The 16,045-nt window shown below is 41.9% G+C and carries 13 protein-coding genes; 10 read left to right on the top strand and 3 right to left on the bottom strand.

The window, feature by feature from the left end:
- Nucleotide 1: 1 nt before the first annotated feature.
- From G9Q97_RS20900 to G9Q97_RS20870, 7 genes are all read left to right on the top strand, one after another.
- On the top strand, nucleotides 2–886 hold the full coding sequence (locus tag G9Q97_RS20900; protein WP_166150496.1) for a class I SAM-dependent methyltransferase: 885 nt from the start codon (nucleotides 2–4) through the stop codon (nucleotides 884–886).
- Between the two features lie 71 nt (nucleotides 887–957).
- Nucleotides 958–2,631: an Ig-like domain-containing domain gene (locus G9Q97_RS20895; protein WP_246255804.1), complete on the top strand. Its 1,674-nt coding sequence runs from the start codon at nucleotides 958–960 to the stop codon at nucleotides 2,629–2,631.
- Between the two features lie 603 nt (nucleotides 2,632–3,234).
- Complete coding sequence (locus tag G9Q97_RS20890) at nucleotides 3,235–3,669, top strand: MarR family winged helix-turn-helix transcriptional regulator (RefSeq protein ID WP_166150493.1); 435 nt, start codon at nucleotides 3,235–3,237, stop codon at nucleotides 3,667–3,669.
- A gap of 24 nt (nucleotides 3,670–3,693) precedes the next feature.
- Nucleotides 3,694–6,099 carry a 3-hydroxyacyl-CoA dehydrogenase/enoyl-CoA hydratase family protein gene (locus G9Q97_RS20885; protein ID WP_166150491.1) on the top strand — a complete coding sequence of 802 codons (2,406 nt, stop codon included), beginning with the start codon at nucleotides 3,694–3,696 and terminating at the stop codon, nucleotides 6,097–6,099.
- Between the two features lie 85 nt (nucleotides 6,100–6,184).
- Complete coding sequence (locus G9Q97_RS20880) at nucleotides 6,185–7,360, top strand: thiolase family protein (protein WP_166150489.1); 1,176 nt, start codon at nucleotides 6,185–6,187, stop codon at nucleotides 7,358–7,360.
- 43 nt (nucleotides 7,361–7,403) lie between these two features.
- Nucleotides 7,404–9,212 carry an acyl-CoA dehydrogenase family protein gene (locus tag G9Q97_RS20875; protein WP_166150488.1) on the top strand — a complete coding sequence of 603 codons (1,809 nt, stop codon included), beginning with the start codon at nucleotides 7,404–7,406 and terminating at the stop codon, nucleotides 9,210–9,212.
- Nucleotides 9,213–9,253: 41 nt separating this feature from the next.
- On the top strand, nucleotides 9,254–9,766 hold the full coding sequence (locus G9Q97_RS20870; RefSeq protein WP_166150486.1) for a DinB family protein: 513 nt from the start codon (nucleotides 9,254–9,256) through the stop codon (nucleotides 9,764–9,766).
- A gap of 44 nt (nucleotides 9,767–9,810) precedes the next feature.
- On the opposite strand, the gene G9Q97_RS20865 is transcribed toward G9Q97_RS20870, so the two are convergent.
- Nucleotides 9,811–11,214, bottom strand: a complete 1,404-nt coding sequence (locus G9Q97_RS20865; protein WP_166150484.1) for a vWA domain-containing protein — start codon at nucleotides 11,212–11,214, stop codon at nucleotides 9,811–9,813.
- Nucleotides 11,215–11,656: 442 nt separating this feature from the next.
- On the opposite strand from G9Q97_RS20865, the gene G9Q97_RS20860 reads away from it, so the two are divergent.
- Both G9Q97_RS20860 and G9Q97_RS20855 read left to right on the top strand, forming a co-directional pair.
- On the top strand, nucleotides 11,657–12,736 hold the full coding sequence (locus G9Q97_RS20860) for an alkaline phosphatase family protein (RefSeq protein ID WP_246255803.1): 1,080 nt from the start codon (nucleotides 11,657–11,659) through the stop codon (nucleotides 12,734–12,736).
- On the top strand, nucleotides 12,733–12,897 hold the full coding sequence (locus tag G9Q97_RS20855) for a hypothetical protein (RefSeq protein ID WP_166150480.1): 165 nt from the start codon (nucleotides 12,733–12,735) through the stop codon (nucleotides 12,895–12,897). Before G9Q97_RS20860 ends, G9Q97_RS20855 begins: the two co-directional genes overlap by 4 nt.
- A gap of 199 nt (nucleotides 12,898–13,096) precedes the next feature.
- Here G9Q97_RS20855 and G9Q97_RS20850 read toward each other — a convergent pair whose 3' ends face one another.
- A complete protein-coding gene (locus G9Q97_RS20850; protein WP_166150478.1) occupies nucleotides 13,097–13,651 on the bottom strand; it encodes a fasciclin domain-containing protein in 555 nt (184 codons plus the stop codon).
- Nucleotides 13,652–13,708: 57 nt separating this feature from the next.
- Complete coding sequence (locus tag G9Q97_RS20845) at nucleotides 13,709–13,981, bottom strand: hypothetical protein (RefSeq protein WP_166150476.1); 273 nt, start codon at nucleotides 13,979–13,981, stop codon at nucleotides 13,709–13,711.
- Between the two features lie 153 nt (nucleotides 13,982–14,134).
- Here G9Q97_RS20845 and G9Q97_RS20840 point away from each other — a divergent pair, with 153 nt between their 5' ends.
- Nucleotides 14,135–15,985, top strand: coding sequence for a Xaa-Pro dipeptidyl-peptidase (locus tag G9Q97_RS20840; protein WP_166150474.1), 1,851 nt, complete (start codon nucleotides 14,135–14,137; stop codon nucleotides 15,983–15,985).
- The last annotated feature ends 60 nt before the right edge of the window (nucleotides 15,986–16,045 follow it).

Raw genomic sequence — 16,045 nt, 5'->3', positions numbered from 1 at the left:
AATGTATGAAAGATTAACCAAATGCCCTCTTTGTAAAAGTGAGCTTTTTATTAATCACATGGTGGTAAAAGACCATGCCTATAGCAAAGAATCATTCATCATTTGTGCATGTAAGAATTGCGACCTATGGTTTACCAACCCGCGACCAAATGAAAAAAACATTGGAAAGTATTACGCTGGAAACAACTATATATCCCATCAAAGTAAAATCAAAGATTTAACGGATTTCTTATACAATGCAGTAAGAAGATATACCTTGAAGCAAAAGCTCAAGGAAATTAATTCGCGTTCTATTCAAAAAGGGAAAATTCTGGACTTCGGTTGTGGTATGGGCCATTTTGTAAAAACTTGTCAGGACAATGGCTGGGAAGCTTATGGAATGGAACCAAACGAAGCAGTTGTTAAACTTGCTCAAGAAGACAATAAAATCAATTTAATTAAAGATTTTACTGCGCTGGAGAAAGAAAAAAAATTCGATGTAATTACGCTATTCCATGTTCTGGAACACATACATCATCTAAATAAAACAGTTAAAATACTACTGGGCAAATTAAAGAAACGGGGGCTTCTTTATATTGCAGTACCCAATAGAACATCTCAAGATGCAGCATTTTTTAAGGAAAATTGGGCAGCATTGGACGTACCAAGGCATCTTTATCATTTTAATGAAGCATCCATGAAGTACCTGGTAGAGAAAAATGAATGTAGAATTACTGAAATTTTACCCATGCCTTTTGACAGCTATTACGTCTCACTTTTAAGCCATCAATATACTGGATCAAAAAACAAATATCTGAAAGCCATAAAAGCCGGGTATCTGTCCAACAAGGCAGCGCAAAAGAACAATAATTATTCAAGCTTACTTTTTATCATCAAAAAGAAATGAGGTTCATCTTTAGGTACTTTCTTCCAATAACCATTTTAATTATTAGCTCATGTGCCAAACAAAGCTCTCCAATGGGTGGACCAGTAGATGAAGATCCACCAGTTCTGTTATACTCAAATCCACAAAATGAAAGTACGAACACCTCACCTTCAGAAATCAATTTGGAATTCAATGAATATGTGAAATTAGAAAACCCAAACCAATCCATAATCATTACACCAAGAGTTGAAAAAGATAAAATCGAATTTCTGGCTATCAAAAACAGCGTCAATATTGAACTGAATCAGGAATTGGAAGAAAATACAACTTACTTATTCAATTTTCAAAAAAGTATACAAGACATTACAGAAGGTAATCCGGCAGAGAGATTGAAACTTGTATTTTCCACTGGCGAAAATATTGATAGTTTGAAAGTTTCAGGTACGGTTGCTTATACTGATCCATTTGTGGAACAAAATTTCGAAGATGTCCTGGTAGGTTTGTACAGCATTGCCGATACTACAGATTTATTCAATGCTCCGCCCTATTACATTGCACAACCCGATTCAACCGGATATTATGAAATAACGAATATTAAGGCCGGAACATTCAAAGCGTACGCCTGGCATGATGAGAACGGATCCTTAAAGGCAGAATACAGAAATGAAGCTTATGCCTTTGCACCAGACACCATTACCATAGAAAAAAACCGGCAAAATTTACACTTCAACTTAGCCAAAGGAGATTTGTCACCTTTAAAAATTAATCGAAGTTCAAGCACAGGATCAAATTTCGATATCATTCTTAGCAAACCTATTGCAGAATTTTCTATAATCCATCCGGATATAAATACCAGCCTTTTTTACCGAATCAATGATAAAAACATCAGGCTATATCACAAAACCATCAAAAATGACAGTATTCCAGTCAACATACTACTTCAGGATTCAGTAGGTTTTAAGGTTGATACCACATTATACGCAAAGTTTGAAGAAAGCGACCGCCCTAAAGAAGAATTGAAAATAACTACCAATACGGGTGCTAAATTTAATCAAACTATCCAGGCAAAACTGGACTTTAACAAACCTCTTTACCAAATAGTCTACGATTCACTGTACGTTCAATATGATTCAGCTTCCTATATCCCCGTAAATCAATCAATGGTCAGTATCCCTGATAGCAGTCATTTACATACTACGATTAACATTAATATAACATTACCAGATTCCATAAAGAATAGTTCTTTTAAGCTATTTGCAGCTGATTCTACATTTATGGATGTGGAAGGTCTTTGGAATGATGCACCGGTAGACGCTACTTATACCCGGTTAAAAACCGATAATCTTGCAGATGGAATCAATGGAACACTTAGAACAAACGAAAGACCAATTATCTTACAATTACTCGATAGCAAAGGACAGGTGATCAGAGAAAAATACCTGACTGACACCAATTATTTTGAGTTCCAGTCCATAGAAGCTACCAATTACAAGATACAAGCCATTATTGACAGAAATAAAAACGGTAGATGGGATCCTGGTAATTATTATGAGAATATTCAACCAGAACCTATTTATGCATTCTTTGATGAAGAAACCAACAAACATGAATTTATTTTGAGAGGAGGATGGACATTAGATGACCTGGTTATTGAGCCAAAATTAAATTCTGGCTTCAATATAGAAGCAGATGTCACCCAGGATGAACCCGCAATAAAATTACCCATTGAAATTTTGACAATTACCGAAGAAGACCTACTTAATTAACTAATATTCAGTACTTTATATGAATTTTATTTCAAGAAAAAAACTGTTGACAAGCCAAAATTAAAAGTGGATAAATAGCAAAAAGAACTGAATAACAAACAACGAAAGCTGAAGAAAAAAAGCCATTTCCGAATAGAAGTGTATGCCTGGTGATAACTCCATTTTTATCAACCGTTATCAACAACTAACTACCAGAATAAATATACACATCATTGCTTGAAACACATTATCAACCGAAATTAACAAAATCAAAGTAAACATCTCATTTACAATAAACTAAGCAGGAAATTATTGTGTATAAGCTGTTGATGAAAGTAAATTGTTGATGGAGAAACGTTGAAAACATTTATTTAATTGAGATACCCACATATCCACCTTATAATAATAACAATAGATTTTTTTAATTCAATCTTTTCTTAATGTTATGTCCTTGTTGATATCTCTTTTCTGTTTTTTGAATCGTAGTTCATAGTTTGCTTATTTTGGAGTAATTTTTTACTTAAAAGCAGTTTATACCTAGGTCATCCTCAAAAATAAATTTCCCGTTTTATTATGCATGCATAATTATTTTCAGTAACTTAAAGTTAGATTTAACTTTTACTGATGAAGAAGGAAGATACGATAGATTTTCATATCAAATCCTGCTGGCATTCCATATCCAGAATGTACAATCAAAAGGCCAATATGGAGGGCATTACGACATCTATGGGATTTGTACTGATTAATATTGATTCTAACGAAGGAACTGCTGCAACAAAAATTGCCCCCATGATGGGTTTGGAATCCAGAAGTTTAACCAGAATCCTAAAATCTATGGAGCAGAAGGGATTGATTAGAAAATCCCCGGATCCGGTTGATAAAAGATCAGTTAGAATATTTCTGACTTCCATGGGAAAAGAGAAAAAATCTGTCGCAGTACAAACGGTAAAATATTTTAACGAACAGGTTAGGAATGTTCTTTCAGAACAAGAAATGAAATCCTTTTTTACGCTGTTTGAAAAAATTAATCGGGTTATTCAAAACATTCAAAAAGCTTAGAAAGCATTTAAAAATAATATATCAATGAAAAAAAGCATAAAAAAAGTAGCCGTTTTGGGATCAGGAATTATGGGATCCAGAATAGCTTGCCATTTTGCAAATATCGGCGTAGAGGTACTGCTTTTGGATATGGTTCCAAAGGAGCTAAACGATCAGGAAAAGAAAAAAGGATTGACCCTGGAAAATGAGCAGGTCAGAAACAGGATTGTAGATAAAGCTTTGCAGGATGCGCTTTCCGCTAAGCCTTCTCCCATATATGACAAGGAACTTGCCAATCGTATTGCTACCGGGAATTTTGATGATGATTTACCCAAAATCAAAGATGCTGACTGGATCATTGAAGTGATTATCGAGAACCTTGAAATCAAACAGGGACTCTTTGAAAAAGTAGAAAAATACCGGAAACCCGGCACTTTGATTTCTTCCAATACTTCAGGCATCCCTATTCATTTGATGGCTGATAACAGATCTGAAGATTTTCAACAATGTTTTGCCGGCACGCACTTTTTCAATCCACCCAGGTATCTCCGCTTATTGGAGATTATCCCCAGTCCCCAAACAAACCCCGAAATTATTGATTTCATGATGGATTATGGGGATCGATTTTTAGGAAAAGAAACTGTATTGTGCAAGGATACACCCGCTTTCATTGCCAATAGGATTGGCGTTTATGCCATCATGTCGGCCATCCATATCATTGAGAAAATGGGTATGGGCGTATCAGAAGTGGACAAACTTACTGGTACAGTCATTGGCAGGGCAAAATCAGGAACTTTCAGAACCCTGGATGTGGTAGGATTGGATACCACTGTACATGTAGCCACCAATTTGTACCAGGTTCTTGAACATGATGAATCAAGGGAGCGATTTAAGCTACCAAAAAGTGTGTCTGTTCTTAAGGAGAATGAATGGTATGGAGATAAAAGTGGCAAGGGCTTTTACCATATGATCCGACATGAGGATGGCAAAAAGGAACTTAAAGAAATTGATTTCAATACCTATTCCTACAAACCAGCGGAAAAACCCAAAATCAAAGCTTTAGAGGCTTCCAAAGGAATAGATAACCTTAAGGAAAGAATCAAATTTCTTGTAAATTTTGAAGATAAAGCCGGTGAATTTTACCGCGCAACATTTTATGATCTTTTCAGGTATTGTTCTTTTAGAATTCCTGAGATAGCTGATGAATTGTATCGCATCGATCAGGCCGTTTGTGCAGGATTTGGGTGGGAATATGGACCATTTGAAAACTGGGATATCCTTGGCGTTAAGGAAACGGTTCAACAAATGGAAAAGTCCGGAGAAAAACCAGCAAGCTGGGTTTATGAAATGTTGGAAAAAGGAGTAAGTAGTTTTTATAAGGTTGTTAATGGAAGTAAAAACTATTATGATATAGCGTCTAAAACCTATAAAGTGGTCCCTGGACTGGAAGATTTTATCTTGCTGGATACCCTCAAATCGGCCAACAAAAAATTATGGGGAAACGAGGGAGCTTCTATTTATGATATCGGCGATGAAGTAATAGGTTTGGAATTTCATACAAAAATGAATTCTCTGGGCCAGGAAGTAGTGGAAGGCATTAACAAGGCAATCGGTATGGCAGAGAAGTCGTACAAAGGTTTGGTAATTGGCAATGAAGGGGCGAATTTTTCCGCAGGAGCAAATTTGGCCATGCTGTATATGTTTGCCGGCGATCAGGATTTTGATGAAATCGATATGATGATTGCGCAATTTCAACAAACCATGATGCGAGCCCGGTTTTCCTCCATTCCGGTCGTGGTTGCACCACACAATATGGCATTGGGGGGAGGTTGTGAGTTGTCTCTTCATGCAGATGCCGTACAGGCCCATGCAGAATTGTATATGGGATTGGTAGAAGTAGGTGTTGGCTTAATTCCGGCTGGTGGCGGGACCAAGGAAATGACACTTAGGTTTTCAAAGAATCTCGTTTCAGGAGATGTTGAGCTCAACCGACTGCAGGATACATTTATGAATATAGCCACAGCCAAAGTTTCCACATCAGCGGAAGAGGCCAGAAATTTAGGTTACCTGGAACAAAAGGATAGTATTTCCCTGAACCGAAAAAGGCAGTTGGCAGATGCCAGGGAAAAAGTCTTGATGCTGCATGATGCCGGGTATAGCAGACCGCTGGAGAGAGAAGATATCCGGGTGTTGGGCAAATCTTCTTTGGCCTTGTTTGAAGCGGGAATTACCGGTATGCTTTATGGATCTTATATTTCTGATCATGATGCCAAAATAGCAAGAAAGCTGGCCTGGGTCATGAGTGGAGGGGATTTATCCGAAGCTACCGAGGTAAGCGAAAAATACCTTTTGGAGTTGGAAAGGGAAGCCTTCCTGAGTCTTACCGGAGAAAAGAAGACGTTGGAAAGAATTCATAGTATTCTATTTAAAGGAAAGCCTTTAAGGAATTAAGTAATAATATGATGCTGCAGGGAAAATACCATTCCGTATTTCCACTGGCAGTGATTATCCTTATCATTTTAAATTAAATCTAACAATGGACGCATATATCATCGAAGGTTACCGGTCAGCAGTGGGAAAAGCAAAAAAAGGAAGTTTTCGTTTTTACCGGCCGGATGACCTGGCAGCTGATGTTATCAAACATTTGGTTGCTGAAATTCCCGGCTTGGAAAACAAAATGGTAGACGATCTTATTGTCGGCAATGCCATACCGGAAGCGGAACAGGGCATGCAAATGGGGCGAATGATTTCCTTGCTGGCATTGGGAAAAGAAAATCCAGGCTTTATTGTTAACCGGTATTGTGGTTCGGGTTTAGAAGCCATTGCCCTGGCGACGGCGAAAATCAAAATGGGTATGGCAGATTGCATCATTGCTGGTGGTACAGAATCCATGTCAATGGTACCGATGATGGGTTATAAAACAGCATTGAATTGGAATATTGCTTCAAAAAACCCGGACTATTACCTGAGTATGGGTTTGACAGCCGAAGAACTGGCCAAGGACTACCAGGTAAGTCGTGAAGATGCAGATCAGTTTTCCGTCAGATCTCATGAAAAAGCTTTGAGCGCCATAGAAAATGGCAGGTTCAGGGACGAAATTGTCCCTGTGGAGGTAGAAGAAACCTATCTGGATGAAAATAAAAAACGGCAAACAAGAAAATTCACTGTGGAAACCGATGAAGGTCCCCGCCCAGGTACCAGCATGGAGGTTTTGGCAAATTTAAAACCTGTATTCAAACAAGGGGGACAGGTAACTGCAGGTAATTCGTCTCAGACTTCTGATGGGGCTGCTTTTGTGGTGGTCATGTCGGAACGATTGATGAAAAGCCTTAATCTGGAACCTAAAGCAAGGTTGGTTTCTTACAGCGTGGCTGGGGTTGAACCCAGGATTATGGGAATCGGACCTAAAGAAGCTGTCCCAAAAGCCTTAAAGCAGGCGGGTTTAAGCCTTAATGATATTGACCTGATAGAGCTGAACGAAGCATTTGCCACTCAGGCACTGGCCGTGATCCGTTCGCTGGATTTTGATCCGGATATTGTAAACGTAAATGGTGGGGCTGTGGCATTAGGTCATCCTTTGGGATGTACGGGTGGAAAACTTACCGTACAGATGATGTATGAATTGGCCAAAAGGAACAAAACATATGGTCTGGTTACCGCATGTGTCGGAGGAGGTCAGGGCGTAGCCGGGGTAATCGAAAGGCTCAGCTAAAAAAAATGCTTCATAAAATTCTGTAAGCTAACAAAAAATTAAAATGGAACCGTTGACAAAAAATAATGCCCTAAATGGTGGAGCGTATTTGATCAGGGAAACAGCAGCAGCTGATGTTTTTATTCCTGAGGCATTTAGCGAAGAACAAAAAATGATGGCGCAGGCTTGCCAGGAATTTTTGGATAAAGAAATTTTACCCAAAATGGAAGAAATAGACAGCATGCAAAACCCTGATTTGGTACCTCAAATTTTAAAAAAGGCAGGAGAATTGGGTTTGCTGGCAATTTCGGTACCGGAAGTGTATGGGGGTCTGGGCATGAGTTTCAATACTTCCATGCTTATCGCAGATATCATTGGTGCTGCCGGTTCTTTTTCTACTACCTATGGGGCGCATACCGGCATTGGAATTCTCCCTGTATTGTATTATGGTACTGATCAACAAAAAGAAAAATACCTTCCCAAACTTTCCAATGCAACATGGGCAGCTTGTTATTGCCTGACAGAACCTGATGCGGGATCGGATGCCAATAGCGGAAAAACCAAAGCTATCTTAAATCCGGAAGGGACCCATTACCTGATTAACGGGCAAAAAATGTGGATTTCCAATGCAGGCTTTGCCCATTTTTTTATTGTCTTTGCCAAAGTGGATGAGGACAAAAATCTTTCCGCCTTTTTGGTGGAAAAAACCTTCGGTGGTATTTCCATGAATGAGGAAGAGAAAAAGATGGGCATTAAGGGAAGTTCCACCCGCCAGGTATTTTTCAAGGACTGTCCGGTTCCGGTAGAAAACATGCTCGCTGAAAGAGGTCAGGGGTTTAAGATTGCTGTTAATATTCTGAATATTGGCCGGGTAAAACTAGGGGCAGGCGTGCTGGGAGGATGTCGCAGGATTTTGGGTCTTTCCATACAATATGCATCCGAAAGAAAGCAATTTGGGATTTCCATTGATTCCTTTGGTGCAGTAAAGGCCAAACTGGCGGAGATGGCCATCAAAACTTATGCATGCGAATCATTGTGTTACCGTGCCGGACAGGATATAGAAGACCGCATTGCAGCATTGGAGGCAGAAGGTATGGAATCCAACAAAGCCAAGCTTAAGGGTGTTGAGGAATTTGCCATTGAATGTGCTATTGCCAAGGTTCATGGATCTGAGGTGTTGGATTATGTGGTAGACCAGGGTGTTCAGGTATACGGAGGCATGGGTTATTCTGCCGAAGCACCCATGGAGCGGGCTTACCGGGACGCACGAATTTCCAGGATTTATGAAGGAACAAACGAAATCAATCGGATATTAATGGTGGGCATGTTGCTAAAGCGAGCCATGAAAGGGGAATTGAACTTCATGGAGGCTGCCCAAAAAGTAGGGGAGGAATTAAAAGCCGTTCCTGATTTTTCAAATTCGGATGATGATGCACCTTTATTTAGGGAAAAAGCCGTTTTGAAAAACATGAAGAAAGTTTTCCTTATGATTGGAGGGCAGGCAGCCAAAAATCTGGGAGATAAACTGGAAACTGAGCAGGAGATCATGATGAATCTGGCCGATATCATGATTGAAATATATGCAGCGGAATCGACAATATTGAGAACGGAAAAGTTAATTGCCCAGAAAGGCAAAGATGCTGCGAAGGTCCATGTGGCCGTGAGCCAGGTGTATCTCTATGAAGCAGTGGAAAAAATAAATGCTGCCGGCAAAGAAGCCATTTTTTCCTTTACCTCCGGGGATGAGCAAAAAGTACTATTAATGGGTTTGAAAAGGTATACAAAAATTAATGCAGTCAATACCAAAGGCCTGAGAAGGGAAATAGCGGCTTCCCTGATAGCAGAAGGCAAGTACTTCTTTTTTCATGCCTGAATGCTGAGCAAGTAAAATGTTACCTACTAATACAGATCAAAATGCCTGAAGCCTGGCTAAGGGGAGCGGTCCCTGGAATTCCTTTGTTATTGCAACCTGCTGCCCATGCCCTGATACAAAGTGCAGAAGACCTGAAAATTTACATGGAAAATTTTCGGGAGGAATATTTATGGGAAAAAGTCGCCGGCCGTGCTGCTGTGGGCTTTCATATCCAGCATATGGCAGGAGTAATAGACCGGCTTTTTTCCTATGCAGCAGAAAAATCACTGAATAGCCAACAACTGGAATATTTAAAAAAAGAAGGTATCCCTGATCCCGGATTAACAAGCCAAATGTTGGTTGATACTTTTGAAAATAAAGTGATGCAGGCCCTGGCTATTTTTAAAAGCACAACAGCCGAAACTTTGATGGAACCCCGTTATGTTGGACGGAAAAGGTTACCCAGCACTGTTTTAGGTTTATATTTTCATGCTGCCGAACACAGCCAGCGGCATCTGGGTCAATTGTTGGTAACGGTAAGTGTGCTTAAAGAAAAAGAAGAAAAGCGGATATAGACAACTGTTAATTAATTTAAAATACCTGGGGAATCATGACAAGATTAAAATTCAACCGATTTTGAAATCTTATTGTTTTGTTTGACCTCCATATTAAATACCTGGGCCTTACGGTCTTTAAAATCGCCCATTGGTACAACTTTTACCTGGTAATTCCCTGGATTTAACAGAAACTCCTTTCCCTTATTGTAAGTCCGGCCACCAACAACATTTTTATCGGTGTTGATTTCTTTTATTGTAACCATACTATCAATGGATTTTCCATTTCCGATGGCGTCTATAAATGCGGTGCCCGTTTGAAAATCAAACGAAACCGGAACAAGCTCACCTGCAGGAATGCTTACTGCGTCAATTTCAGTGTAGGTATGAATGCCGTTCATGGCCAAAGCCTGAATGGTGATTTTATAAATGCCAGGATTAAGGTCAATTTCTTTAGGCTCCTGGTAACTACGAATAGAAGCTGCAACCTTGCTGTTTTGATCATATACTTTTACGATGCAGTCCCAATTTGCACCGTTATTGGTGGTCGTAATACCAATTTTCCCACTATCAAAACTAATTTCCTTATGGGTCATTTTGTCTTCAAAGCTCTGAACGCCGGGTACGGTTAACATGGCCACATCGCTTCCTTCGAGTGGCTGCACTTCAAAATTATAGGTACTTGGAGGTAAGTAAAAGAAGGCCGTATCCCTGTAAGTCCGTACGCTAATGGGTTGTCGTTTTGCAACGACATCATAAGCTTTAACATAGGCATCAATCGGAACCCCGTTTTTTACAGCAAAAACCGAGAAATTACCGGCAGGCTCATCTACCGTTGATGAAGTGGTAGTAGTCAATACCGCGCGTAGCATGTCTCCATCACCGGCATCATGGTATTGGCCTTCACCTGCCTCCGCCGCACAAATCAGTTGCCCGGTTTCATCGGCTTTTAAACCAAAGCCTACGATATGTAGGCGAAAATCGACGCCGGCTGCTTTGGCGTCCTGAACGACTTTACAAATATCACCATCGCAGGATTCAATGCCATCGGTAACCAAAATAACCGTTGCTTTTTGCTGGGTTTCTTTTAATTGATCCAAAACAAGCGATGCCGCATAAGCCAGTGGAGTCATTCCCAGAGGTTTGATGGCTTGAAGAGCCGTTTTAAAGCTGGACTTATCAGCATTTTCCATTTCCAATAAAAATTCCACATCCCGGCAATCCTCCTTCACCCGGTGCCCATAGGCAACCAATCCGAATTGTTGGTTTTCAGGAAGCGTTTCAACAGTTTCTGACAATACCTCAGAAGCAATTTCCATCTTGGTTTTCCCCTGAAGCTGCCCCCACATGGAGCCACTGGCATCATAGATAAATATAATGGGAGATGGGGTTTCCTTAATGGTTTGGTTTCCCTCAGTAATAAAACCAAATGCCCAGAATAAAAGCCAAACTGAATTGATGGTCAACATATTTAATACTATTTAAAGCTTCCATTATATGGGCGTTTGAGTTAAATATTTTACAAACAACCGAAACTAAAAAGGCATATTTTGATGTAAATGAAAAAACTATAATTTTGATAATTAAATATATCGATAGTAATCAAAATAAATGTATAAAGGAGAAGTTATTTTTTAAAAAGGATTGGATTTTAGCTATTTTTTTGCCGCAAACAAAATTTATTAGTCAATCAAAGGTTTACACCTTTCCGGCACCAATTAACATTTAATTAAGCCTTCCGGAAGCGTCGGGTTTTTATTTATAGGCGGGCAAAATTCAAATGAGCATGCAGCAATTCAAGGAATGAAGCACTGAAAAACAGCCGGTTATTTTTTGGTTAATTCAAGGAAAAAATGATCCTGCATCCCATTGGAAAAAATCAAAATCCGTATCTTTAATCCTATGAAAAAAATGGCTATTCTACTGATATTGATGGGGCTGGGTTTTGGTTATGCCCCTGCTCAAAAAACCACCCAAACCGAAAACATCTTCCTGATAACGGTGGACGGCCTTCGCTGGCAGGAAATGTTTAAGGGGGCTGATTCTTTGTTTGTGGATGACACAGGAATGAGCGAATCTCTAGGCTCACTGCTGAAGGAATTTTGGGATACAGATCCCCTGAATCGCAGGGAAATGCTCATGCCCTTTACCTGGTCAACCCTTGAAGAAAAGGGACAGCTGCATGGTAACCGGACTTACGGCAACAAAGTAGATCTTCGAAACAACATGCTTTTTTCTTATCCCGGATATAACGAGATACTGACCGGATCAGCAGATGATGAGCGCATCACTTCCAATGCCAAAAACAATAATCCCAATACCACACTGCTGGAACACCTGCAGCATATGCCGGAATACAAAGGAAAAGTAATGGCCTTTGGCAGTTGGGATGTTTTTCCCTATATCATCAATGAAGACAGGAGTGAAGTACCAGTAAATGCCGGTTTTGATATGGCAGAAGGTCCAAACCTTACAGAAGCTGAACGCATGATCAACAGGATGCAACAGGAAATCCGGGGTCCTTGGGCTGGAGTCAGATTGGATCCCTTTACGCACCATTTTGCCATGGAGGCGATCAAAAAAGAGGCACCAAAGGTTGTTTTCATCGCCTATGGCGAACCGGATGACTGGGCCCATGACAACCAGTATGACGAATACCTGCATTCCATAAAACAGTTTGACGCATACCTCAAAGACCTTTGGGATTATATCCAATCTACTCCGCAATACAAAAATAAAACCACCATGATCATTACCACAGATCATGGGAGAGGTGTGGATAAAACTACCTGGACCGGCCATGGTTCAGGAATTCCCCGCTCCAGGGAAGTATGGATAGCCGCCATCGGTCCGGATAGCCAGCCATTTGGAGAAGTCAAAAAGGAAGCTGTCCTTTATCCGGCAATGATTGCTCGGACGGTTTTCCAATTGCTGGCATTACCCTATCCTGATGGGGACGCGGATGCCGTCATTTCCGATTTGTTGCCATGAATTTCAAATCCACTCATTTTTGGGCAGTAGTTTTGATGTTGGCATGCCAGCCTGATCCGGAGAAGCCTACCTATAGGGAAGCTTTCCTGGAGGATCAGCAAAAAGTTTCCGGCTTTTTTCAACTTCAATTTCCAAAAGACCAACTGAAAGCCCTGGATTGAGCTCAAAAAGCACAATTGTGGAATCCTGGAGATTGATTCCAGCGGAATGCATTTCAATGCCTATGACCTGGAAGGAAATACCATGGACGAAGTGAGCATCTCGAAGTGAATATTAGCTGAATTTATTCTCATGAAAGTGACATAAACGCAAAAAGGCCTGCCATTTGGCAAACCTTCGCTGATTAGGTTTTTTATGGTATTATTCTGGTAACAAGACCCCGTCTATGACATGTATCAGGCCATTGCTTCCGGAAAGATCAGCGGTTGTGACCGTGGCACCATTGATCATCACCGTTCCGTCGGTAATGGAAACGGTTATTTCCTGTCCATTTAGCGTCTTTACTACCTGTCCGTCTGACAAATCCGCTGCCATTACATTTCCTGCCACTACATGGTAGGTCAAAACGGCGGTAAGTTGCTCTTTGCCTTCAGGGGCCAGCAATGATTCAACCGTACCTTCAGGAAGGGCCTCAAAAGCAGCGTTGGTAGGCGCAAAAACGGTAAATGGCCCATCTCCACTCAGTGTTTCCACCAATCCGGCGGTGCTCAGAGCAGTCACCAGGGTGCTGTGGTCAGGAGAACCCACCGCAATATCTACGATGGTTTCCTCTTCTTCAACTGGCATTTCTTCTGCCATTTCTACGACAGTTTCTTCTTCTTCACCGGAGGAATCGCTTTGTGGACTACCACAGCTGGTAAATCCTATCATAACAATAGAAGCTGTAAATAAGGATAAATTCGTTAGCTTATTCATTTGTAGTTTCATTGGTTTAAATTACAAACCCTAAACAACTGGTAATCAGAATAGTTTTCAAAGACCTGAAAAATATTTATGCTCCTTAGTGGTAAAAATAGAAATAGCATTCAATTGGAGCAGTTCTGATACCTGCGGGGTTTCATCCATTTCGGGTTTGCGTTTCAACCTTTCTGTCAAATAATCCATCGCAACGACAGGCGAGAGCAGATCCTCTCGCCCTATTCGGAATGGTTTGAAAAAAAAGTTATTTTTAAGCCATGAAATCGACACGATTAAAATAATCATTAAACACAGGGCAATGATTATTTTAATCGTCAAAGATTCCATCTGACCATTAAAATCAAATTATAAACAGATGAAACCGAGCCTGCCTCAGGCATGAGGGGAATGTCAAATAACAGGATGCATGTGAGGTTCTACCAAAAATCAGAAATCTTCGTCCGGGGCAGCTTATAACCATCAAAGAACAATTGTAAACCTATGAACAATAGATCAGGAATACTTTATCCATTGACGCTCCTTTGTCTGATCCTGGCAAATGGATGGACCATTCACTTGCTGCCTGCTCAATCCGGAGCAAAACCCAGAATTGAAAACGGTGAAGCACAGGAAATGCTGGCCTTCAAAGACCCATCCCGCTGGATCCGGCATGACCTGTGGGTTGAAACCGAATTTGATTCAGATGCCGACGGGCAGCCCGACCGCATGCATGTGGCTGTGACCCGTCCTTACCAAACCGAATATGAAGGGTTAAAATTGCCCGTGATTTATGTCAGCAGTCCTTATTTTGCCGGGGTGGCACCGGATGTGGACGGCTTGTTCTGGGATGTGCGTCACGAACTGGGTTCACCGCCGGAAGAAAGGGTCTCTCCGCAAGTAACGCCCATCAACAACCGTCCCTTTATTTCCGATTCGCATATCCAAACCTGGGTACCCAGGGGCTATATCCTGGTGCATTCCTCCTCTCCGGGTACAGGCTTGTCGCAAGGCAGCCCTACCGTGGGCGGCAAAAACGAATCTTTGGCTCCCAAAGCCGTGATCGACTGGCTCTGCGGAAGGGCCAAAGGTTTTACCCTTCCTCAGGGAGGGGATTCTGTGGAGGCCTATTGGTCTACCGGAAAGGTAGGCATGACCGGCACTTCCTATAATGGCACCATTCCCCTGGCCGCAGCCACTACCGGCGTGGAGGGACTGGAAGCCATCATACCCATAGCACCCAATACTTCCTACTACCATTATTACCGCTCTCATGGATTGGTGCGTTCTCCGGGAGGTTACCTGGGAGAAGATATAGACGTATTGTATGATTTTATCCACAGTGGCGACACCGCCAAAAGGGCCGGGAACAATGCCCGCATCCGTGATACTGAAATGAAGGAAGGCATGGACCGGGTCACTGGCGATTATAACGATTTTTGGGCCGGTCGGGATTACCTGAATCAGATGGAGCCAATGAAGGCGGCTATGTTGATGTCCCATGGCTTCAACGACTGGAACGTGATGCCCGAACACAGCTACCGGATATTTAAAAAAGCCGAATCTATGGGCCTTCCGGTGCAACTGTACTACCACCAGGACGGGCATGGCGGACCACCGCCCATGCGAATGATGAACCGTTGGTTTACCCGCTACCTGCACGGCGTGGAAAACGGGGTAGAAGAAGATCCAAAAGTATGGATCGTCCGGGAAGGAGACAGTCAAGACAACCCCAGCTCCTATGAAGCTTATCCCCACCCGCAATCCGAATCCGTGTCGCTCTTTCTGGAGGGGGCCGCACCGGCAGCCGGTAAATTGCATTTGCAGAAGCCTTCCCGGCAGGGCAGGGAGACGCTGGTAGATAATTTTTCATTTGATGGGGCATCTTTGGCCAGGGCCGAGATTACCGATCACCGCTTGTTGTTTTTAAGTCCGGAGCTGAAGGAGGACCTGCACCTGTCCGGGCTGGCAGAAATGAACATCAGGCTCGCATCCAGCAAACCTGCCGCCAACCTGTCTGTATGGTTGGTTTCCTTGCCCTGGAACGACTCGAAAAATGCAAGCATCACCGACAACATCATTACCAGGGGCTGGGCCGATCCGCAAAATCACCGTTCCCTGACAGAAAGCGAGCCCCTGAAGCGGGGCCGGTTTTATTCGCTTTCCTTTGAGCTGCAGCCTGACGATCAGATCATTCCCAAAGGGCAGCAGATTGGTTTGTTGATTTTTTCCAGCGACAAGGAATTTACCCTCTGGCCCGAGCCCGGCACCGAACTGACCGTGGACCTGGATGCCAGTTCGTTGACATTGCCGGTAGTGGGCGGCATGGAGGCCTATAAGGCTGCTACGGAATAGTTTTATTCACCACAGGTAACACAGATTAGTACAGATAGAGAATAAAAAACCATATAAGGG

The organism is Cyclobacterium plantarum (assembly GCF_011290685.1).
GTDB lineage: Bacteria > Bacteroidota > Bacteroidia > Cytophagales > Cyclobacteriaceae > Cyclobacterium > Cyclobacterium plantarum.
The sequence above is the reverse complement of the archived record's forward strand: the minus strand, read 5'-3'. Positions and strand labels throughout refer to the sequence as shown.